General features: G+C 61.3%; 18 protein-coding genes and 3 pseudogenes. 11 read left to right on the top strand and 10 right to left on the bottom strand.

What is annotated here, in order from left to right:
- Positions 1 to 18: 18 nt before the first annotated feature.
- Genes AC0L4F_RS10515 through AC0L4F_RS10505 form a run of 3 tightly spaced genes read left to right on the top strand, consistent with a single transcriptional unit; the run spans position 19 to position 4,456 of the window.
- Positions 19 to 1,854 (top strand): site-specific DNA-methyltransferase, encoded by a 1,836-nt coding sequence (locus tag AC0L4F_RS10515; RefSeq protein ID WP_244688134.1) that lies wholly within the window; start codon positions 19 to 21, stop codon positions 1,852 to 1,854.
- Positions 1,854 to 2,594, top strand: a complete 741-nt coding sequence (locus tag AC0L4F_RS10510) for a DEAD/DEAH box helicase family protein (protein WP_244688131.1) — start codon at positions 1,854 to 1,856, stop codon at positions 2,592 to 2,594. Before AC0L4F_RS10515 ends, AC0L4F_RS10510 begins: the two co-directional genes overlap by 1 nt.
- Complete coding sequence (locus AC0L4F_RS10505; protein ID WP_244688129.1) at positions 2,594 to 4,456, top strand: DEAD/DEAH box helicase; 1,863 nt, start codon at positions 2,594 to 2,596, stop codon at positions 4,454 to 4,456. Before AC0L4F_RS10510 ends, AC0L4F_RS10505 begins: the two co-directional genes overlap by 1 nt.
- Before the next feature lie 25 nt (positions 4,457 to 4,481).
- Here AC0L4F_RS10505 and AC0L4F_RS10500 read toward each other — a convergent pair.
- Positions 4,482 to 5,850 (bottom strand): annotated as a pseudogene (locus AC0L4F_RS10500) (aminotransferase-like domain-containing protein).
- Positions 5,851 to 6,134: 284 nt separating this feature from the next.
- Here AC0L4F_RS10500 and AC0L4F_RS10495 point away from each other — a divergent pair.
- The 8 genes from AC0L4F_RS10495 (at position 6,135) to AC0L4F_RS10460 (ending at position 12,606) form a co-directional block, all read left to right on the top strand.
- Positions 6,135 to 6,617 (top strand): MSMEG_0572/Sll0783 family nitrogen starvation response protein, encoded by a 483-nt coding sequence (locus AC0L4F_RS10495; RefSeq protein WP_244688125.1) that lies wholly within the window; start codon positions 6,135 to 6,137, stop codon positions 6,615 to 6,617.
- A 75-nt stretch (positions 6,618 to 6,692) separates the two neighbouring features.
- Entirely contained in the window at positions 6,693 to 7,667 is a 975-nt protein-coding gene (locus AC0L4F_RS10490; RefSeq protein ID WP_244688123.1) for a Nit6803 family nitrilase, read from the top strand.
- On the top strand, positions 7,660 to 8,778 hold the full coding sequence (locus AC0L4F_RS10485) for an MSMEG_0568 family radical SAM protein (RefSeq protein WP_244688121.1): 1,119 nt from the start codon (positions 7,660 to 7,662) through the stop codon (positions 8,776 to 8,778). The genes AC0L4F_RS10490 and AC0L4F_RS10485 overlap by 8 nt, the downstream gene beginning before the upstream one ends.
- Positions 8,775 to 9,326 (top strand): MSMEG_0567/Sll0786 family nitrogen starvation N-acetyltransferase, encoded by a 552-nt coding sequence (locus AC0L4F_RS10480; protein ID WP_244688119.1) that lies wholly within the window; start codon positions 8,775 to 8,777, stop codon positions 9,324 to 9,326. Before AC0L4F_RS10485 ends, AC0L4F_RS10480 begins: the two co-directional genes overlap by 4 nt.
- Complete coding sequence (locus AC0L4F_RS10475) at positions 9,323 to 10,282, top strand: sll0787 family AIR synthase-like protein (protein ID WP_244688117.1); 960 nt, start codon at positions 9,323 to 9,325, stop codon at positions 10,280 to 10,282. The genes AC0L4F_RS10480 and AC0L4F_RS10475 overlap by 4 nt, the downstream gene beginning before the upstream one ends.
- The gene (locus AC0L4F_RS10470) at positions 10,275 to 10,562 is read left to right on the top strand and encodes an MSMEG_0570 family nitrogen starvation response protein (protein ID WP_244688114.1); all 288 of its coding nucleotides are present in this window, start codon (positions 10,275 to 10,277) and stop codon (positions 10,560 to 10,562) included. Before AC0L4F_RS10475 ends, AC0L4F_RS10470 begins: the two co-directional genes overlap by 8 nt.
- Before the next feature lie 23 nt (positions 10,563 to 10,585).
- Positions 10,586 to 11,851: an MSMEG_0569 family flavin-dependent oxidoreductase gene (locus tag AC0L4F_RS10465; protein ID WP_244688112.1), complete on the top strand. Its 1,266-nt coding sequence runs from the start codon at positions 10,586 to 10,588 to the stop codon at positions 11,849 to 11,851.
- Positions 11,848 to 12,606 carry a Pnap_2097 family protein gene (locus AC0L4F_RS10460; RefSeq protein ID WP_244688110.1) on the top strand — a complete coding sequence of 253 codons (759 nt, stop codon included), beginning with the start codon at positions 11,848 to 11,850 and terminating at the stop codon, positions 12,604 to 12,606. The genes AC0L4F_RS10465 and AC0L4F_RS10460 overlap by 4 nt, the downstream gene beginning before the upstream one ends.
- Positions 12,607 to 12,636: 30 nt before the next feature.
- Here the strand turns inward: AC0L4F_RS10460 and AC0L4F_RS10455 are convergent, their stop codons facing one another.
- From AC0L4F_RS10455 to AC0L4F_RS10415, 9 genes and pseudogenes are all read right to left on the bottom strand, one after another.
- Positions 12,637 to 13,710, bottom strand: a complete 1,074-nt coding sequence (locus AC0L4F_RS10455) for a formylglycine-generating enzyme family protein (RefSeq protein WP_244688108.1) — start codon at positions 13,708 to 13,710, stop codon at positions 12,637 to 12,639.
- Between the two features lie 84 nt (positions 13,711 to 13,794).
- Positions 13,795 to 14,016, bottom strand: a pseudogene (locus AC0L4F_RS10450) (hypothetical protein); the annotation flags it as partial.
- 350 nt (positions 14,017 to 14,366) lie between these two features.
- Positions 14,367 to 15,559: pseudogene (locus AC0L4F_RS10445) on the bottom strand (alpha-D-ribose 1-methylphosphonate 5-triphosphate diphosphatase).
- Between the two features lie 14 nt (positions 15,560 to 15,573).
- A complete protein-coding gene (gene phnN / locus AC0L4F_RS10440) occupies positions 15,574 to 16,131 on the bottom strand; it encodes a phosphonate metabolism protein/1,5-bisphosphokinase (PRPP-forming) PhnN (protein ID WP_244688106.1) in 558 nt (185 codons plus the stop codon).
- A complete protein-coding gene (gene phnL / locus AC0L4F_RS10435; RefSeq protein WP_244688104.1) occupies positions 16,131 to 16,814 on the bottom strand; it encodes a phosphonate C-P lyase system protein PhnL in 684 nt (227 codons plus the stop codon). The genes phnN and phnL overlap by 1 nt, the downstream gene beginning before the upstream one ends.
- Before the next feature lie 57 nt (positions 16,815 to 16,871).
- On the bottom strand, positions 16,872 to 17,669 hold the full coding sequence (phnK, locus tag AC0L4F_RS10430) for a phosphonate C-P lyase system protein PhnK (RefSeq protein ID WP_244688102.1): 798 nt from the start codon (positions 17,667 to 17,669) through the stop codon (positions 16,872 to 16,874).
- Positions 17,666 to 18,520: an alpha-D-ribose 1-methylphosphonate 5-phosphate C-P-lyase PhnJ gene (locus tag AC0L4F_RS10425; RefSeq protein WP_244688100.1), complete on the bottom strand. Its 855-nt coding sequence runs from the start codon at positions 18,518 to 18,520 to the stop codon at positions 17,666 to 17,668. The genes phnK and AC0L4F_RS10425 overlap by 4 nt, the downstream gene beginning before the upstream one ends.
- Positions 18,501 to 18,959: an endonuclease domain-containing protein gene (locus tag AC0L4F_RS10420; RefSeq protein ID WP_244688098.1), complete on the bottom strand. Its 459-nt coding sequence runs from the start codon at positions 18,957 to 18,959 to the stop codon at positions 18,501 to 18,503. Before AC0L4F_RS10420 ends, AC0L4F_RS10425 begins: the two co-directional genes overlap by 20 nt.
- Positions 18,960 to 19,018: 59 nt before the next feature.
- Positions 19,019 to 20,110 (bottom strand): carbon-phosphorus lyase complex subunit, encoded by a 1,092-nt coding sequence (locus tag AC0L4F_RS10415; protein ID WP_244688096.1) that lies wholly within the window; start codon positions 20,108 to 20,110, stop codon positions 19,019 to 19,021.

The raw sequence follows: 20,110 nt of genomic DNA, 5'->3' as shown, positions 1-20,110 counted from the left end.
AAATCAAGGGCAGATGCGATGACGGAACTGATGTTCAAGGGCAAGGAATTTGTTTGGAATCATCACCTTGCCGTACCGTTTCGCCCCTTGATCACGCAGCCGGACAAGGGGATTGGCGATGCTCGGCTGGACGGCAACCTGATCGTCCAGGGCGACAATCTGCATGCGCTGAAGGCGCTGCTGCCGATGTATGCCGGCAAGGTGGACTGCATCTTCATCGACCCGCCCTATAACACCGGGAATGAGGGCTGGTCCTATAATGACAACGTCAACGCCCCGATGATCCGGGAATGGCTGGACGCGAACCCGATCGGGGTCGAGGACGGCCTGCGCCATGACAAATGGTGCGCGATGATGTGGCCAAGGTTGCGGCTGTTGCAGCAATTGCTGGCAGAAACCGGCATGATAGCGGTCGCCATAGACAACAACGAGATTGATAGCCTGTTGCGGCTGATGGATGAGGCCTTTGGCGCTGACAACCGGCTTGCGATTGCCTGCTGGCTGTCTGATCCCAGTGGCGGCAAACAAAAATCCGCGCTGCGGACAGGTCACGAATACATCGTATTCTATGGCGGCGGCGATCCTGTGCTGACGAAACAGGTCAGCGCCGAAATCGTTCTGAACCTGGAAGATTCGATTGGGGAATATGCCAAGGGGCGTGAGCTGAACAAATGGGGTGCGAACTCTCACCGGCGCGACCGGGAAACCATGTTCTTTCCTCTGACCGCGCCGGATGGAACGGTTGTCTATCCGATCAGAAACGACGGCAAAGAGGGCTGCTGGCGCTTTGGCAAGGACAACAAGCTGATGAAACAGCTGGAAACCTCGCCAGATCCGGCCCATTGGGAAATCAGACCCTTTGATGATGGCGTCGTCGTCAATGGCAAGACCGAACGCTGGGTTCCCTATGAAAAATTACGGGACCCGGACAAGGCATTCGGCTGGTCAACCTGGCTGGCGGGTCAAGGCAGCAACGCCGATGGCACCGCTCAGCTCAAGGCCATATTCGGCACCAAGGTGTTCGAAACCCCAAAGCCAAAAGCAATCGTTGACTATGTCCTGGGCGTCTGTGGCAACGAAAATGCCATTGTCCTCGACTCCTTTGCCGGCTCCGGCACCACCGGCCATGCGGTTTTGGACGCCAATCAGCGCGACAATGGCAACCGGCGCTTCATCCTTGTCGAGATGGAGGATTATGCCGACCAACTGACCGCGGAACGGCTGCGCCGGGTGATCAACGGCTATGACTTTACCGGCACACAGCGCACCGAATTGCTGCGGGAAAAGCTGTCTTGGTCGAAACTGCAAAAGGCCGACAAACTGACCGAAAAGGTACAGGCGGTCGAAGCCCTGCATGGCCACGCATACAACCGGATCAAGAAAGAGGTGAAGGGCGGGGAATTGATCGTCACCGGCGAAAAGCGTGTGGAAACGCGCGCCGAGGGGCTGGGCGGGGCATTCACCTATTGCACGCTGGGGGAACCTGTGGACCTCGACCACATTCTGACCGGCAAGGACTTGCCATCATACGATGCTTTGGCGGGGGTGCTGTTCCACATGGCGACGTCGCAACCGCTGGACCCGGCCACAACCCGGGCGGCGGCGTTTTATGTGGGCGCGGCCAGTGGCACCCATGTCTGGCTGATGTATCAACCCGATCTGGACTGGTTGAAATCGCCCAGCGCGGCACTCACCCTGAGCTTCGCCAAACAGATTTCGGCAACAGATGACGGCGCCAGACATCTTGTCTTTGCCCCGGCCCGCCATGTCAGCCAGCGGATGCTGGATACCGAAGGTCTGGCCGTCGAATTCGTTCCGCTGCCCTTTGCACTCTACCGGATGGCGGGCGATTGATGCGCGCACTCGACTATCAGGCGCGGGTGCTGGACACGCTGGATGCCTATCTGGACGAATTAAAGGCGCGCAAGGCCGAAGCGGATCAGATTGACGCCCTGCGCAGATCCAATCCGAACCTGCCGCTGCCCGCCTTCGACTTTGCCGAAGCGGCCTGGAACAACATGAAATCCGCCGGGCGCTTGCCCCCGTCGCGGGCGGCGATACCTTTTTCGCCGCGCAAGGACGGCATCGGGCGGTCGGTGCCCAATGCGACGTTCAAGGTGCCCACCGGCGGCGGCAAGACATGGCTGGCGGTCAATGCGGTCAGCCGCGTCATGGGGCGCTATCTGGCGAAAAACACCGGCTTTGTCCTGTGGGTCGTGCCGAATGAGGCGATTTACGCCCAGACGCTGAAGACCCTGAAGAACCGGCAGCACCCCTACCGCCAGGCGTTGGATCGCGCGGCGGCGGGCCGGGTCAAGATCATGGAGAAATCTGACCGGCTGGATGCGCGCGATGTGGCATCGCATCTCTGTGTCATGGTGTTGATGTTGCAGGCCGGCAATCGACAGAACAAGGACACGCTGCGCATGTTCCGCGACCGGGGGGACGTTCATGGCTTTTTCCCGCCCGAAGGCGATCAGGCCGGACATGCACGCGATCTGGCGCATGTCCCCAACCTGGACGGTTATGGCGGCCTGTTCCCGATGGTGAAGGACTGCTCGGCAATGCCCTGCGCAAGATCCAGCCGGTTGTAGTGCTGGATGAAGGCCAGAAAGCCACATCCGAACTGGCGCACAAGACCCTCTATGGTTTCAATCCGATCTTTGTTCTGGAACTGACCGCAACCCCCAAAGATGTGGCCGCCCGCAGCGGTGCCACCCCTGCCCCGGCGCGCTACGCCAACCTTCTGGTCGAAGTCACCGGACGCGAATTGCACGCAGAAGACATGATCAAGATGCCCCTGAACCTTGAACCAAGGCAGGGCACCGATTGGCGCGGAACGCTGACGGCGGCGCTGGCCAGATTGGACAGCCTGCAAGCCAAGGCAAGCGCCTATACGGCTGACAACGGGGCTGCGACCCATATCCGGCCAATCATGCTGGTTCAGGTGGAGCGCACAGGCAAGGACCAGCGCGACGGCCACCATATCCATGCAGAAGATGTAAAGGAATGGCTGTTGCAATCCGGTCTGGATGCGGCGGAAATCGCGATCAAGACGGCGGAGCAAAACGATCTGAAACAGCCCGAGAACCAGGATCTGCTGTCGCCCCTGAACCGGGTGCGGGTGATCGTGACCAAAGCGGCGCTGCAAGAAGGCTGGGATTGCCCCTTTGCCTATGTGCTGTGCTCGCTTGCGGCGGCGTCCAACCAATCCGCAATGACCCAGTTGGTGGGCCGTATCCTGCGGCAACCCCATGCGCTTAAAACCGGTGTGGCGGCGCTGGATGAATGTTATGTGGTGACACATCACGCGGCAACGCGCGACGTGGTCAAGGCGATCAAGACGGGGCTGGAACGCGACGGTCTGGCCGATCTGATCATCGAGGTGCCACAGGACGGCACCGACGCCGCCCCCAAAACCGCACACAGGGTCAATCGGCGCACGCCCCTCAAGAGCCTGCAAATCTACCTGCCCAAGGTTTTGAAGGTCGATGGCGATGAGGTACGTGAGCTCGACTACGAAACCGATATCTTGTCGGCCATCGACTGGCGCGGCTACACACCCACCGATGTGATCGCGGCGATCCCGGACACCCCCCAACAAATCGCGGCGCAGATGCAGCGCATTGCCCTGACCGAGGCAGGCGCAGACCAGCATTTCAAGGGAGAGTTGGGTGCCGCGGCGGCCGAGGCCCTGCGCTTTGATCCGCCTTATGCGGTGCGGGTGATCTCTGATCTTGTGCCCAATCCCTTTGTGGCGCGTGCGATCGTCGCGGAGGTGCTTCAGGGGCTGGAGGTTCGCGGATTTGACGCGGCGAAACGCGGCGAAGCCTCTGGCGTGATCATCGACCGGCTGCGCAGCGGCCTGACCAAGGAACGCGATGCACGCGCCGAAGCGGTCTTTCGCGCGCTGGTGAAATCCGGCGGCATTCAGTTCCGGCTTCGCCTTGACGGCAACAACTGGCAGATGCCCGATCACATCCTGTCTACGCAACCGCCCAATGCGCCACATCTGACCGGGGTTGATGGCGGGGCGCTGAAACAGAGCCTGTTTTCGCCAGTGTATCGCAATGACCTGAACGGCCAGGAACAGGGCGTCGCGGTCCATCTTGACGGCGATGCCGCCGTGACATGGTGGCACCGCAACGTGGCGAAATCGAACTATGGATTACAGGGTTGGAAACGCGGGCGCATCTACCCCGATTTCATCTTTGCCACGGGCAAAACTGCGGGCGCCGGGCGCATCGTTGTTCTGGAAACCAAGGGCAAACACCTGCAAAACCCCGACACCGACTACAAGCGGGACGTGCTGAAATTCCTGACCCAGAATTTCGCCTGGGATCAGGCCGTGCCCGCCGGTCAGCTTCAGATCGCCATGACCGGCGAAACCGTGGAATGCGCCCTGATACTGATGGAAGACATTCCCGCCGAACTTCCGCCACTCATTTCAAAGTAAGGGGGGCGGCACATGCCAGGTGCCGTCATCCCATATACGAATTGGGCGCCATCGTATTGGCCAGGAAATGCAAAGCGTCGCGCAGCGCATCACGTGTCACCGGCCCGCCAAGGCCGACACGGATATGTTCGCCCGGCGGCCCCGTCACGGTGAATGCGTCCGAAGGCATAAGACCAATCGGCCTGGCGCGCCATACGCGCAATCACATCGGCGCGGGTCACGCCCGTGGGCAGTTCGAGCCATAGGTTGAACGCATTGTCAGCCGCACGAAATTCGAACCCGCGCAGCACCTCTGCTGCGATGGCCTGTCGCGCGGCGCTTTCTGCCCGCACAAACCGGCGAATGCTGTCGGCGGTGCCATCTTCGATCCATTGGGTGGTCAGCGCCATCGACAGGGGCGAAGGCATGACCGACAACGCCCGGATCGCCTGGGTCAGATGAAAGGCACAGCGCGGTGAGGGCGCGATGGTATAAGCCAGCCGCAGCCCCGCGCCGATGCATTTTGCCAGCCCGCCAATATGCCATGTCAGTTCCGGCGCAGACAACGCCAGCGGCGGCGGGGCCTTGGCCGGAATAAAGCCATAGGCGTCATCTTCGATCAGGGTCAGATCATGGCGCAACAGCACCGCCGCAATGGTTTCCCGGCGCGGCGCAGGAATGGTCAGCGTGGTGGGATTGTGCAGCGTGGGATTGAGGTAAAGCGCCTTTGGCGCATGTTCGACAATCGCCGCGTCCAGCGCATCGGGCAGAATGCCATCGTCATCGGTGGCCACCCCCACCAGTTTGACACCAAACCGCCCCGCCACATTGCGAATACCCGGATAGGTCACCGCCTCGCAGAGCACGGTATCGCCCGGGCGGGTGATGATCGACAGGATCGCCGCCATCGTCGCATGGGCCCCCGGCGTCACCGCCACCCGTTCCAGCGCCGGCACCATGCCGCGCATCGACAGCCAGCTTGATGCGGCGGTTTTATCGCGATCCGATCCGGTGGTGGATTGATAGCGCAACAGATCAATCAGATTGGCGGACACATATCCCAACCCCTCCTGCATCCGGCGCAGCAGCTCTGGATCAGTGGGTTCGGGCGGCATGTTCATCGACAGGTCTTCTTCGCCGGCGCGGGCGGTGTCGGGGGTATTTGACACCACGCTGCCGCGCACGAATGTGCCCCGCCCGACGTGGCTTTCGACATGGCCACGTGCCTGCGCCTCGGAATAGGCGCGCGACACGGTGGTGAAATCAATGCCCAGAACCTCGGCCAATTTGCGTTGCGGCGGCAGACGGGTGCCATCGGCCAGACGCCCGCGACGGATGTCATGCGCAATGGCATCAGCAATCGCCAGATAGCGGGGTTTGCCGTTTTCAAGGCCGGTGGGTGTCCATGTGATCATTGCTGTGCCTTCGTCTTTTTGCCTGCTTACGCCAATTGCCCGACAATTTGAAGGGGTATTGTATGGATTGATGCGACTCAGCCGATTGCGGGACTGATGCGCCTTTGGGGCCAGAAATTGTAGGACCATTGATCGGTTTTGCACAAATTACAGGCTATTTTCGCCATATTTCGGAAAATCATCCGATAATATTGTATGCATATTGCACTGACAATTGATTCATACAATCGGACTGCTGCACCAATTGTTGCATCACAACGCAACAACAGAAAGCGGATCACACGATGCCCGAAGTCACCAAAGAGATGCACAAAGACGGCGATTTTTTCGTCAACTACGAAGAAAAAGTTTTCGAAGACGTCAAAGCAGATGAAGGCGAAAAGGCACTTGTGACCTTTCACACCGTGGCCTTCGAAGGGTCGATCGGGCTGGTCAATATCCTGAATGCGATCCGGCTGAACCGCAAAGGGTATGAAACCTCGATCCTGCTTTATGGCCCCGGCGTCACCCTGGGCATTCAGCGCGGGTTCCCGACACTGGGCGATGAGGCGTTCCCCGGCCACCAGAACTTTGCCGTCAATCTGAACAAATTCATGGGCGAAGGCGGCAAGGTCTATGCCTGCCGGTTTGCGCTTCAGGCGCTGTATGGCCACGGCGAACCATCGCTGTTGCCGGGCATCATCCCGATTGCACCGCAGGACGTGCTGGATTGCATCCTGCTGCACAAAAAGGCGGATGCGGTGATCCTCGACACCTGGACTGTCTGATCGCCGAGGGCCGGATTGGGCGTTCTCCCCCGTCTGATCCGGCCAAATTTTTCGAAACCAAAAAGGCCACCACGCATGAGAACCGACATCGTTCGCGCCGCCGCTGTTCAGATCGCGCCCGATCTGTCGGGGCGTGCCGGCACCATTGAACGGGTGCTGAATGCCATCGCCGAAGCGGCGGACAAGGGCGCAGAGTTCATCGTATTTCCCGAAACCTTTGTGCCCTATTACCCCTATTTCAGCTTTGTTCTGCCGCCGGTTCAGCAAGGCGCGGCGCATCTGGAATTGATGCAAGAGGCGGTTGTCGTGCCCTCGCCGGAAACCAACGCTGTGGCCGATGCGGCGCGCAAACGCGGGGTTGTGGTGGTGCTGGGGGTGAACGAGCGTGACCATGGATCGCTGTTCAACACCCAGTTGATATTTGATGCCGATGGCACGCTGGCGCTGAAACGGCGCAAGATCACGCCGACCTATCATGAACGCATGGTCTGGGGTCAGGGCGATGGCGCGGGGCTAAAGGTGGTGGACACCAAAGTGGGCCGCGTTGGGGCGCTGGCCTGTTGGGAACATTACAATCCGCTGGCGCGCTATGCGCTGATGACCCAGCACGAAGAAATTCACGCCGCGCATTTCCCGGGCAGTTTGGTCGGCCAGATTTTCGGCGAACAGATCGAAGTGACGATGCGCCATCACGCGCTGGAGGCGGGCTGTTTTGTGGTCAATGCCACCGGCTGGCTGAGTGAGGATCAGATCACATCGCTGCACCCCGACCCCAAGCTGCAAAAGGCGATGCGCGATGGGTGCATGACCTGCATCATCAGCCCCGAGGGTCGGCATCTGTGCGATCCGATCACCGAAGGCGAAGGCATTGCAATCGCCGATCTGGACATGCGGCTGATCGCCAAGCGCAAGCGGATGATGGACAGCGTCGGGCATTATGCGCGGCCTGAACTGCTCAGCCTCAATCACGATATGCGCCCCGCCGTGACGCGCCATAGCCAAGACCCGATTGCCACCACCGACCCAGAGGAGACGCCGGAAAATGTCTGATACTGCGACGCTTATCAATGACTTGCAAACCCGGGGCATGCGATTGGTTGATCCGCGTGCCGGACAGGAAAGCCGCCGGGGCGGGGCCGGGCCATCCGATCACAAGGCGATCACCATTGGCGACCGGACGGTCATGATCCCGGTGCATACCGCGCCATCCTTTGACAGCCCGTTTCTGGTAGAGGCGCCGGATGCCACCGGCGCGGCGCGGGTGCTGCGTGACGGGGCCGAGGTGGCGCAGGTGCGCTTTCCCACGCGAGCGAAATTCTATCAACGCAAGACGGCGGATGGCATTCCCTATAGCCATATTGCGACGTTGCATTCACGGGATGTGCTGGCGACCACGGTGCTTCAGACCTGTATCCGCTATGAAAGCCGCAAGAAGACCTGTCAGTTTTGTTCCATCGGTCAGAGCCTTGCCGCCGGGCGCACCGTTGCCCACAAAACCCCCGCGCAACTGGCCGAAGTGGCCAAAGCCGCAGTCGAACTGGACGGGGTGACGCATATGGTTTTGACCACCGGCACGCCCGCGGGCAAGGACCGGGGCGCCAAGGTGCTTTGCGAAAGTGCCGAGGCGATCAAGGCGGCGGTGAACCTGCCGCTTCAGGGGCAATGCGAGCCGCCCGAAGACGACGCATGGCATCAGCGAATGTTCGACGCCGGGATTGATACGCTTGGCATGCATTTGGAAGCGGTGACGCCCGACGTGCGCAACCGGATCATGCCGGGCAAGGCCAGCGTGCCGCTGGAGAAGTATTTTTCCAGCTTTGGGGCGGCGGTCAAGGTATTCGGGCGCGGGCAGGTGTCGACCTATATCCTGGCCGGTCTGGGCGACACTCCGCGCGCGATTCTGGAGATCAGCGAAAAGCTCTGTGATATGGGGGTCTATCCCTTTGTGGTGCCCTTTGTGCCGATTTCGGGCACGCCATTGGAAAGCCACCCCGCCCCGACATCGGAATTCATGGCGTCCATCCTGCGCCCGCTGGGCGCGATGATTGCGCGGGCCGGCATCAACTCGTCCAAGATGAAGGCGGGCTGTGGCAAATGCGGCGCATGTTCGGCGCTGGCAACCTATGAAAAGCTGAAAGTCCCGGCGCAGGTGCCCGCATGATCGAGCTTGAACCCCGCCAGTTTCAATGCCCCGGCTATTACATTCGCGCCGCATCCAAACCGTTTGAAGCCAGCGGTGCGGCGGCCCTGCGCCAGCGGGTCTTTGTCGAAGAACAGCGGATTTTCCCAGATCACGACCGGGACGAGACCGATTTGATTGCCACCCATCTGGTGGCGATGTCCACCTATGCCCATGAAGCGGACGAAGTTGTTGGAACCGTACGCATTCACGAAGAAACGCCGGGCGTGTGGTGGGGATCGCGATTGGCCGTCGATCAGAATTTTCGCCACGTCGGTCGGCTGGGCGCGGAATTGATCCGGCTGGCGGTGTCGACCGCCAATGCACGCGGCTGCACCCGGTTTCTGGCCCATGTGCAGATGCAAAATGTGGTGCTGTTTCGCCGGTTGCGCTGGGAACGGCTGGAAGAGGTGATGATCCAGAACACCCCCCACATGAAAATGCAAGCGGACCTGAACCACTATCCCCCCTGCGATGATCCGGTGTCCGGCTGGTATCACCGCCCCCGCATCAGAGAGATGCGGAAATGAGCCTCGCTGATCTGACCGACGCGCTGCGCGCACATCCTTCGGTCCAATCCAAACTGGGTATTTCCAGAACAACGGCGGCGCTGGGGCTTGCGGCCTCCAGCCCCGGCACCCCGGGGGACGATGCCGCCCCCCTGCCCCGTAACGGCGGTTATGATCTTTTGGCGGGCGAAGGTTTCATCCCGGCCTTTGTCAAAGATGATCCGTGGTTTGCAGGCTGGTGCGCGGTGATGGTGAACCTGTCAGACATTGCGGCGATGGGCGGACGGTCTGTGGCACTGGTGGACCAGATCTGGGCCCCGGATGACGACACAGCTAAGCCCCTGTTGCAGGGGTTGCGCGATGCGGCGGATCGCTATGGCGTGCCGCTGGTGGGCGGCCATACCAATCTGTCCGCCCCGGATCTGGGCATTGCGGCCACGGTGTTTGGCCGGGCCGAACAGTTGATCACCAGCTTTGACGCCCGCCCCGGCGATCTGTTGATTGCGGCGGTGGATCAGCGCGGCAGCTATCGCAACTTTGACAATTATTGCGCCGCTCTGGATGCGCCCGGCGATCGGCTGCGCCGCGATCTGGCGCTTTTGCCGGAACTGGCCGAGGCCGAATTGGTGCGCGCGGGCAAAGACATAAGCCAGGCCGGGATGATCGGAACCGCGCTGATGCTGGCGGAATGTTCGGGGGTTGGCATGACGATTGACCTTGATGCGATCACCCCGCCACCGGGCGTGCCAATGGACCGTTGGCTGCGCAGCTTTCCCAGCTTTGGCTTTCTTTTGTCGGTCGCGCCGGAATGGGCGAATGCGGTCTGTGGCCGCTTTGCCGCGCGCGGGATCGACGCCGCCCCGATTGGGCGCGTGACCGAGGGCAGCGCCGTGACGCTGACCCGTGACGGGGACAGCGCGCTGTTCTGGGACCATGCGACCACCCCTTACATGAACCTCGGAGAGTCTGATGCCTGAAACCATTTGGACCGTGCGCTGGCCTGATGGCCGCGAAGAAGCGCTGTATTCGCCCTCCACCGTGGTGGCCGAATTGTTCACCCCCGGTCAAAGCTATCCGCTGGCCGATTTCCAGACCCGGGCCCGCATCGCGTTGGAACGCGCATCAAACCGGGTCGCGGCGAAATATGGCTTTGCCTGTTCCTCGGCGATGGATCAGCTCGACAAGATCGAGGCGCGGGTGGCGGAATTTGACGGTGCCGCCACGGGCGACGTCACCTGTCTGAAGATCACCCAGTGAGACCCCGAATGAGGACAACATCAATGCAAGAGACGCAGATCAATCATATCCCGGTCGTTATCGTGGGCGGTGGTCAAGCCGGGCTTTCGACCGCGTGGTGCCTGAAGAAAAAGGGCATTGAAAGCGTGGTGTTTGAACGCCACACCAAGTTTCAATCCTGGCGGCACAATCGCTGGGACAGTTTTTGCCTTGTGACCCCGAACTGGCAGTGCCGGTTGCCCGATTTCCATTATGACCGCGATTATGGCGGGGCCGATCCCGACGGTTTCATGCTGCGTGACGAGATCACCGAATATCTTGATGCCTTTGCCGAAAAGACCCGGCCCGATCTGCGCGAAGGTGTCAGCGTCACGCGGGTGACGCCGCAACAGACAGGTTATATCGTCGAAACATCAGCCGGGGTTTGGGCCTGTGATCAGGTGGTGATTGCCACCGGCGGTTATGACACGCCGATTGAACCGGGCTATGCCAAGAACCTGTCGCCGGACATCTTTCAGATGCATTCGGTCGATTATCGCCGGGTGGATCAATTCCCCGAAGGCGGGGTTTTGATTGTCGGCACCGGGCAATCCGGGGTCCAGCTGATGGAGGATTTCACCCGCGCCGGGCGCGATGTGCATCTGGCCGTCGGCCCCGCGCCGCGCAGTCCGCGCAAATATCGCGGGCGCGATGCCACCGATTGGCTATTTGATGCCGGGATCTACGATGTGACGATTGATCAGCATCCCGATCCGGTCAAGGCGATGACCCAGACCAACCACTATATGTCGGGCCGGGATGGCGGCAAGGAAATCGACCTGCGCCAGTTTCATGTCGATCACGGGGTCGAGCTTTATGGCTCATTGGCCAATATGGACGGCACGCAGGTGGAATTCCTGCCCGATCTGGCCAAGAACCTGGATGATGCGGACAAATCCTATGTCGGCATCCGTACCCAGATCGACGCCTATATTGCGCGCGAAGGCATTGATGCCCCGTCAGAGCCACCCTTTGCCCCGGTCTGGACGCCCGAGGTGGAGCGCACCGAAATTGATCTGGCCGAGGCGGGCGTCACATCGGTGTTGTGGGCCATCGGATTTCGCCCGGATTATTCCTGGATCGAGGCCGATGTGTTTGACGCCCGTGGCAAGCCCCAGTTCCATCGCGGCGTGACGGCACAGCCGGGGTTGCATTTCATCGGCTTGGGATGGCTGAACACCTGGGGATCAGGGCGGTTCCTGGGGATCGAAGAAGACAGCAAATATCTGGCCGATCAGATCGCCGGACAATTGGCACAGGTCGCAGCATGAGTGTCGCCGTTCTGCGCCCAATTGCCCCCGCGCCCGAAAGCCGCGCGGGGCTGACCCTTGGCATGGCGCAATTGTCGCCTTTTGGTCTGTCGGAACAATGGCTGTTGCGCGATTGCGGCGACCGGCATTGGGGGTTGATCGCAGAGGCGGCAGGGTCCGGCATGGCGTTTCACAGCGCGGATGGCACCCCGGTTTATGCCGCCTTCTGTGCCACCTCGGTCACGCTGGCCACAGCCCCGAAGCTGGGTTCACAGGCAGAGGTTCAATCACGCCTGTTCGATGTGGCCCCGCACAGAATTGGATCGGTGCATCACGTCACCGGCCCGTCGGGCAGATTGGCCACGGTGCGGATGATCAGCTGTTTTCTGAGCCATGATGGCAGCGGATCGAACCGCCGCTTGTTCCGCAACACGCTGGCCGGGCTGGACGATCTGCCGCCACCGCCCGCGGATCTGGTGGGGCTGCTCGACCGTTCGCGCGTTTTGGCCCGCATGGCCCGCGCCACGCAGGGGGATGAAACGCTGTTGCAATACACGCCGCTGCCAGCGCTGGATTTCAACGCGGTTGGACTGCTTTATTTCCCGGTATTTTCCAAGATCGCCGAAATGGCCGCCCAAACCACACCGTTGCAGCACCGCACCGTGGTTCACCTCGGCAACATCGACCCCGGCGAAACCGTCACTGTGTCGCATGCGGGGCCGCAACTGTTGTTGCAGGCCGGGGATCGGACCATCGGCATCACCGAAAGCGGCTAGGGTCAGGCCCCATAAATCCTGCGCCCGCGCTCAGACATCCCAGACCATGCGAAACCCCTGATGGGTGGTGGTGCTGTCGGGTGAATTGCCCGACCGCGCGGCGATGCGGTATCGGTGGCAATAGCTGCTGTGGCACAGGAACGACCCGCCTTTCAGCAGCTTATAGCCCTTCATCCCGCTCATCCGCGCCTTGACCTGCTTTTTCAACGACCGGATGCGAAACGGCTCTGCGGTCCATTCCCAGATGTTGCCGACCATATTGAACAACCCGTATCCATTGGCCGCAAACGACTGTGCCGGGGCGGTCGCAAGATATCCGTCAACACCGTTGTTCACATCGGGAAAGCGCCCCTGCCAGATATTGCAGGGCAAGAACCCGGTATCATCGGGGTCTTCATCGCCCCAAGGATAGCGCACATCGCCCAACCCGCCACGCGCGGCATGCTCCCATTCGGCTTCGCTTGGCAAACGCCCGCCGGCCCATGCGGCATAGGCGCGGGCGTCATTCCACGACAGTTGAACCGCCGGATGATCAGGATGCCAGGCCGTCGCCGCGGTCCCCGGACCATTGATGTCACGCCAGTTTGCACCGTCAACACGCCGCCACCATTCGACACCAACCACCCCTTCGGTTGGGCCCAGCGTGTCAGGCACCTGTGACCAGAACACGAAGGACCAGCCGAATTGTTCCGCTTCGGTCACATAGCCGGTATCGGTGACGAATTCTTCGAATTCGGCATTGGTGACAGAGGTCTTGCCGATGCGAAACGGTTTGACCTGCGACTTGCGCAGCGGGCTTTCACCATCGTCTGGAATGATCTCATTGGCAGTGCCAACCAGACCACGGCCGCCGGGGATCAGCTGCGCCGTTGCGGCCAGATCTTTTGCGGAGGTCCGCAGGCCTTGCGGCGCGGCGGGGGGGCGGGGCGACGTCGTCGTTGCGGCGGCGGGCGCTGATGCCGCCGACCGACCGGCCGCGCACAGCAAGACGTTTTGGATGTGGTCACAGTTCGAAAGCTTCCTTGCACCCCGACGCCACGCGCCGGGAAAATCACGGATGGGCCGCCAGTGTCGGTCATTCTCCGGGGCTGTGCAACCGGGCATATCCTGAAACACCCGCCTGCGTCAGCCCGACCTCTGCCCCGCCCCGCCTTCACCTGGATCCTGTCATCTGGTCTACCCGGTTGCTTAGTCTCCGTCGGCCACACCAGCCGCGCGATTGCGGGCCACCCGTGCCCGATAGCTTGGCAGCAGGATCAGGATCACCGCAATCACCAACAGCCCCAATGTCATTGGACGCTCCCAGATAAACGACACCCCATCATAAAGCTGCATCGAACGGGCAAAGGCGATATAGGGGATCAATGGCAGGTTCAGGATCAGCAACACCAGATTGCCGATGAACATCGTCCTTGTTGCATTGATGGATGATCTTGTGCTGCGTCTGCCCCCCATCGCCGAAATGCAGGCTCTGGAATTGCGGCGACGGAGCGATACCAAAGTAAATTACCTCCGCGTTCCGATCCCCATGCGAAACGCGATACGCAATCTCGTCGACAAAGCGCTTAAATATTCCCCCGGCGAAAGCCGGGTCGACATTCAGGTCACAGCCGAGCCGAATTTCCAGATCATAGTCGGAGACAGCGAGTTGGGCTTTGCCCTTGGCGAAGTCGATACGCCGACAACACGGTTCAAATGCCGAAGGCACCATTGGCTCGGGGTTGGGATTGACCATTTAGCCTGTCAATGCTGCTCGGGCGCTAGCCAACACGCCTCCCATGGGACCAGACACCGCGCACCACCGGCAAGGCATGAGACGGACCATCAGACAGGCGCACCCGCACCAAATCGGCAACCAGCCCCGGTGCAATCCGCCCCCGATCCGTCAATCCCACGGCACGGGCCGGCGCATCCGAAACCGTGGCAATGGCACGCGGCAAATCCCCCCAAACCCCGGACAACCGAAACGCCGCCTGGATCAAACCGGCCGGCACATAATCCGACGACAGGATATCAAGCAGCCCGGCCTCGGCCAACGTGGCGGCCGCGACATTGCCGGAATGCGATCCCCCCGGATCAGGTTAGGCGCCCCCATCATGATCGCGATGTTCTGGTCACGACAGGCGGCGGCGGCCTCCTCGGTAGTGGGGAATTCCGCCAGCCGCACGCCATGATCCGCCGATTGCGCGACCTGCGCCGCCGTCGTGTCATCATGGCTGGCCAGCACCGCGCCCAACCGCCGCGCGGCGGCCACTGCGGCAGCTTCATGGGCGTCGCCCAACCGGTCGCGCAAATCCATAAGGTTTGCCACATGGGCGGTGTATTCGGCATCGCTCAGGCCGTATTTTCCCACCAGATATTCGCGCAGCTTGCTGGCATCGCGGAATTGCCGCTGCCCCGGCGTGTGATCCATCAGGCTGATCAGGCCGATGTCCTCGCCCACACCGAATTCCGCCAGCTCCTCGATCAGGGTTTCCGAACAGACCTCGGCGCGCAGATGGATCAAATGCGAAATCCGCAGCGCCCCCCGCCGCTTCATGCCCAGCAATTCCGAAGCCACATTCCGTGCATATTTGCCGTAACTCGACCGGTCCTCTGACACCACCGATCCGACCCGCAGGGCGTCAAACACCGTGGTGATCCCACAAGAGGCCAACTCGCCGTCATGCGCCAAAATGGCCGCATCATGCGGCCAATTCACCCCCGGACGTGGCTGCATATGGCGTTCCAGATTGTCGGTGTGCAATTCGATCAACCCCGGGATAAGCAGATCCCCCCCAAGGTCCACCGCCCCTGCCGGAACCGCATCCCCCTCTTCAACACCAACAATTTGACCGGCCTCCACGATGACACGGCCCGTCATTTCAGAATCCGACAGCACAATCCGTGCATTCGCCAGAGTGAAATCGCGATCTTGTTGCTGTTCCGGGGCCTCGACCCCGGTACTGACCATCACATCCATCTCATCTATCCTTGTTCTGCATCTGCCAAAGACAGCGCCGCCAATGCCGCGCGCACCGTCTCTTGCAAGGGGCCGTCATTGTTGATTGTCACCCCCGGCACATTGCCGGGAACGGGCGCGCCACTTCGGGCCAACCGGCGGGCAATGGCCTCCGGGGTTTCACGCCCGCGTGCCGCCAATCGCCGGGCCAGGGTTTCGGGGGCTGCCGTGACATTCAGCGCCAGCACCGCCGGAAACACCGCCTTGGCCACGGCCAATGCGCCACGCGACAGATTGGCGATCACACTGGTGCCATTGCGCGCCGCGACCACCGCCGACGTTGGAATGCCATACCGCAAATCATGCGCCCCCCAGCAGAGGCAGAACGCACCCGCCGCCGCCATCGAGGCGAATTCCGCGCTCGACACCGCGCAATAATCTTCACCGCCCAGATCGCGTGGCCGCGTGATCACCCGCCGCACCCTCACCAAGGTCGGCTGCGCCGCAACCAAGGCGTCGATCAGACTGTCCTTGCCCACGCCAGAGGGCCCCACAACTGCAATCAATCGCCCCGGCTGTGCCATCACGCGGCCCGCGCCGGGGTGTAACTGGTGACATCCACCTCGCGATCCGCAACCTGTGCGCGGGCCTCTTCGTCATGGAAAATCCCGACAATCGCCGCCCCGCCGGCCTTGGCCTCTTCGATCAACTCCAGCACAATCGCGCGGTTCGCCCCGTCAAGGCTGGCGGTGGGTTCATCCAGCAGCAGCGCCGGATAGGCCCGTGCAAAGCCGCGTGCGATATTCACCCGTTGCTGTTCGCCACCGGAAAACGTCGTCGGCGACAAGGACCAAAGCCGCTCCGGCACATTCAATCGCGCAAGCAATTCCGCCGCGCGGGCCTGTGCCGGGGCTTCTGCGACCCCAACGGCCCGCAATGGATCCGCCACCACATCCAGCGTCGACACACGCGGCACCACCCGCAGGAACTGGCTGACATATCCCAAAACCTCGCGCCGCATCGCCAGGATCTCACGTGGTTCCGCGCGGGTCACATCCACATCGCCCACCCGGATCACGCCAGACGCCGCAAGGTAATTGCCGTAAATCATCCGCATCAGCGTCGATTTCCCCGACCCCGACGCCCCGGTCAAGGCCACGCATTCACCGGCCTCCACATGCAGATTGGCCCCCCGCATCACCCGGATCACCGCGCTGCCCTGATTGTGCAGGGTAAAGGTCTTGGACACATCAATAAGGTCGATCATGATTTCATCTGACTCCAAATATCCCGGGGTCCGGGGCAGCGCCCCGGTTCCATCCTGTCAAACCTGCAAAACGCTTGAAACAAGCAGCTGCGAATAGGCATGCTGTGGGTCGTCCAGCACCTGATCGGTCAACCCGGCCTCAACCACATGGCCGTCCTTCATCACCATCAGCCGATCCGCCAACAACCGGACAACCGCCAGATCATGGGTCACAATCACCGCCGAAAGCCCCATGTCGCGCACCAATCCCCGCAACAGATCCAGCAGCCGCGCCTGCACGCTGACATCCAAGCCCCCGGTGGGCTCATCCATGAACACCAATCGCGGACCGGTCACCAGATTGCGGGCAATCTGCAACCTCTGTTGCATCCCGCCGGAAAACGTCGTCGGGCGGTCATCTATCCGGCTGGCGGCAATTTCGACCCGCTCCAGCCAATCGGCCGCCTGACCGCGAATATCACCGTAATGCCGCGCACCAACTGCCATGAGCCGCTCGCCGACATTGCCACCGGCGCTGACCCCCATGCGCAGCCCGTCGCGCGCATGTTGATGCACAAAGGCCCAATCGGTGCGCCCCAGCATCCGGCGTTCCGGTTCCGACATGGTAACGGTATCGCATGCGCCATGCGCGCGGGTGGCAAAGATCACCTGCCCCTCGTCCGGCGTCAGATGCCCCGCCATGGATCGCAACAGCGTGGTCTTGCCGGACCCGCTTTCGCCGACAATGCCCATGACCTCGCCGGGCCAAAGATCAAACGACACATCGCCGCAACCGATATGGTTGCCATACCGCTTGGTCAATCCGCGCACCGACAACAGCGGGCCGGTCGCAACCTCTTGGCTCAGATCCTTCATTGCGCCTGCTCCCCCAGATGGCCGGCATCGCGCCGTGCGGTGCAATAGTCAGTGTCGGAACAGACAAACATCCGCCCGCCACGGTCATCGGTGATGATCTCGTCCAGATAGCTGTCGTCAGCACCGCAAAGCGCACAGGGGTGCGGGGCCTTGCTGGGATCAAACGGATGATCCTCAAAATCCAGGCTGACCACCTTGCTATAGGGCGGCAGCGCGTAAATCCGCTGTTCGCGCCCGGCCCCAAACAATTGGATCGCAGGGCTTTCCAGTTTGGGATTGTCGAATTTCGGGATCGGCGACGGATCCATCACATAGCGCCCCTCGACCCGCACCGGATAGGCATAGGCGGTGGCGATATGACCGTGGCGCGCAATATCTTCGTATAGCCGCACATGCATCAACCCGTATTCCTCAAGCGCATGCATCTTGCGGGTTTCGGTTTCACGCGGTTCCAGAAACCGCAGCGGTTCCGGGATCGGCACCTGATAGACCAGGATCTGATCTTCGGTCAGCGGCTCTTCGGGGATGCGGTGGCGGGTCTGGATCACATCGGCCTCACCGGTGTGGGTGGTGGTCGCAACGCTGGCCGTCTTTTCAAAGAATTTGCGGATCGACACCGCGTTGGTGGTGTCATCCGCGCCCTGATCAATCACTTTGAACGTGTCATCCGGGGTCAGCACCGCCGCCGAAACCTGAACCCCGCCAGTGCCCCAACCATAGGGCATCGGCATTTCGCGGCTGGCAAACGGCACTTGATAGCCCGGAACAGCCAAACCTTTCAGGATGGCGCGGCGGATCATCCGCTTTGTCTGCTCATCCAGATAGGCAAAATTATAGGATTGATCGGTCATCCCCTGGCCTCTCTTTTGCCACGCTACGGGCGGCGGTTTGAATGGCACGTTTCACCGCGCCGGGATCATTCAGGACATCGCGGTGCCAGATCCGCAGAACCCGCAGACCGCGTTCCGCCATCCAGGCATGGCGCTGTGTATCGGCGCTGTTGCCGCTGTGCGGGCGGGCGGCGGATTCGATCACCAACTGGCACTCGGCACAGTAAAAGTCGGCCACATAGGGCCCAAGCGCCGCGTCACGGCGAAACCGCAACCCGTCGTCCACCTGAATATGACGCAAAATCTGCCAGAGCTGATTTTCCGAGCCAATGTCATGCGGACGCAGCCGCTTTTTGTCCGAGACGCGGGATTTGCTTTGGGGCATCGCCGTGTCTTGCCCGGTACGTGCGGATGTGGCGGGCGTGTCGGTCTGCGGGGCATTGGCAAGTCTGAAAGGCAAAGTCGGAGTTCCTGGTATCCTGGGGACATGCGCAGGGGCATGGTTCGGGGTGCTCAATCTCACTCCGCCGCCTCCTGTGCAATGCGCAGCTCTGCCTCGCGACGCAGTTTTCGGATCAATTCCAATTCTGATTGGAAATCCACGTAATGTGGTAGTTTTATGTGCTCAAGAAAGCCGGTCGCCTGAATGTTGTCGCCATGGGACAGGACAAATTCCATGTCCTGTGCGGGTGCGCCGACATTGTCTTCGCCCAATTCCTCCCAGCGCAGGGCACGGTCCACCAGCGCCATCGCAATTGCCTTGCGTTCGGATTGCCCAAAGACAAGACCATAGCCCCGGGTGAACTGTGGTGGTTCGGTCTTGGACCCTTTGAACTGGTTCACTGTTTCGCATTCGGTCAGCGTGACCTCGCCGATTTCGATCGCAAACCCCAGTTCCGGGATCTCCATCTCGACGGCCACGGTGCCGATGCGCAACTCTCCGACAAAGGCATGGTTGCGGGCGTAGCCGCGCTGGGTCGAATAGGCGAGCCCAAGGGTAAAGCCCTCATCCGCGCGGGCCAGCGCCTGAAGCCGCAGCGCACGGTCGGCGGGCAATTCCAACGGTTCGCGGGTCAGATCGCGTGGAGCTTCCCCGCGATCCGGTGCCGCTTCGATAAGGCCTTCGCGGTCAAGGAATTCCATCACATGTGGCACCGGGGCCGGGTCTGGCGCGGCCTCGGCTGCCGCATCCGGGGTGCCGCCATCTGCCGCCAGTTTGAAATCCAGCAACCGGTGGGTGTAGTCAAAAGTCGGCCCCAGGATCTGGCCGCCCGGCAGATCCTTGAACGTTGCCGACACCCGCCGATCAATCGCCATTTCGCCGGTGTCCACCGGCAGGCTCGCGCCAAATCGTGGCAACGTGGTGCGATAGGCGCGGATCAGGAACACCGCTTCGATCAAATCACCGCGCGCCTGTTTGAGCGCGAGCGCGGCCAGATCGGGATCATAGAGCGAGCCTTCGCCCATCACCCGCGCCACAGAAAGCGCCAGTTGCTCGCGGATCTGATCAAGCGACAGTTCCGCAACGCCCGGATCGCCGCGCCGTTCCTCGGCCAGCCATCCATGTGCATTGTCAATCGCGCGTTCGCCACCTTTTACTGCTACATACAT

It is taken from the genome of Marinovum sp. J2-8 (assembly GCF_055808435.1).
Note: the sequence above shows the minus strand (reverse complement) of the source record. Positions and strands in the feature narration are given on the sequence as shown.

What these genes read in the sequence shown, in the direction of transcription:
- AC0L4F_RS10515 (WP_244688134.1), top strand. Translation starts at nt 19, where the DNA reads ATGACGGAACTGATGTTCAAGGGCAAGGAATTTGTTTGGAATCATCAC.
- AC0L4F_RS10510 (WP_244688131.1), top strand. Translation starts at nt 1,854, where the DNA reads ATGCGCGCACTCGACTATCAGGCGCGGGTGCTGGACACGCTGGATGCC.
- AC0L4F_RS10495 (WP_244688125.1), top strand. Translation starts at nt 6,135, where the DNA reads ATGCCCGAAGTCACCAAAGAGATGCACAAAGACGGCGATTTTTTCGTC.
- AC0L4F_RS10490 (WP_244688123.1), top strand. Translation starts at nt 6,693, where the DNA reads ATGAGAACCGACATCGTTCGCGCCGCCGCTGTTCAGATCGCGCCCGAT.
- AC0L4F_RS10485 (WP_244688121.1), top strand. Translation starts at nt 7,660, where the DNA reads ATGTCTGATACTGCGACGCTTATCAATGACTTGCAAACCCGGGGCATG.
- AC0L4F_RS10480 (WP_244688119.1), top strand. Translation starts at nt 8,775, where the DNA reads ATGATCGAGCTTGAACCCCGCCAGTTTCAATGCCCCGGCTATTACATT.
- AC0L4F_RS10475 (WP_244688117.1), top strand. Translation starts at nt 9,323, where the DNA reads ATGAGCCTCGCTGATCTGACCGACGCGCTGCGCGCACATCCTTCGGTC.
- AC0L4F_RS10470 (WP_244688114.1), top strand. Translation starts at nt 10,275, where the DNA reads ATGCCTGAAACCATTTGGACCGTGCGCTGGCCTGATGGCCGCGAAGAA.
- AC0L4F_RS10465 (WP_244688112.1), top strand. Translation starts at nt 10,586, where the DNA reads ATGCAAGAGACGCAGATCAATCATATCCCGGTCGTTATCGTGGGCGGT.
- AC0L4F_RS10460 (WP_244688110.1), top strand. Translation starts at nt 11,848, where the DNA reads ATGAGTGTCGCCGTTCTGCGCCCAATTGCCCCCGCGCCCGAAAGCCGC.
- AC0L4F_RS10455 (WP_244688108.1), bottom strand. Translation starts at nt 13,710, where the DNA reads ATGCCCGGTTGCACAGCCCCGGAGAATGACCGACACTGGCGGCCCATC.
- phnN (WP_244688106.1), bottom strand. Translation starts at nt 16,131, where the DNA reads ATGGCACAGCCGGGGCGATTGATTGCAGTTGTGGGGCCCTCTGGCGTG.
- phnL (WP_244688104.1), bottom strand. Translation starts at nt 16,814, where the DNA reads ATGATCGACCTTATTGATGTGTCCAAGACCTTTACCCTGCACAATCAG.
- phnK (WP_244688102.1), bottom strand. Translation starts at nt 17,669, where the DNA reads ATGAAGGATCTGAGCCAAGAGGTTGCGACCGGCCCGCTGTTGTCGGTG.
- AC0L4F_RS10425 (WP_244688100.1), bottom strand. Translation starts at nt 18,520, where the DNA reads ATGACCGATCAATCCTATAATTTTGCCTATCTGGATGAGCAGACAAAG.
- AC0L4F_RS10415 (WP_244688096.1), bottom strand. Translation starts at nt 20,110, where the DNA reads ATGTATGTAGCAGTAAAAGGTGGCGAACGCGCGATTGACAATGCACAT.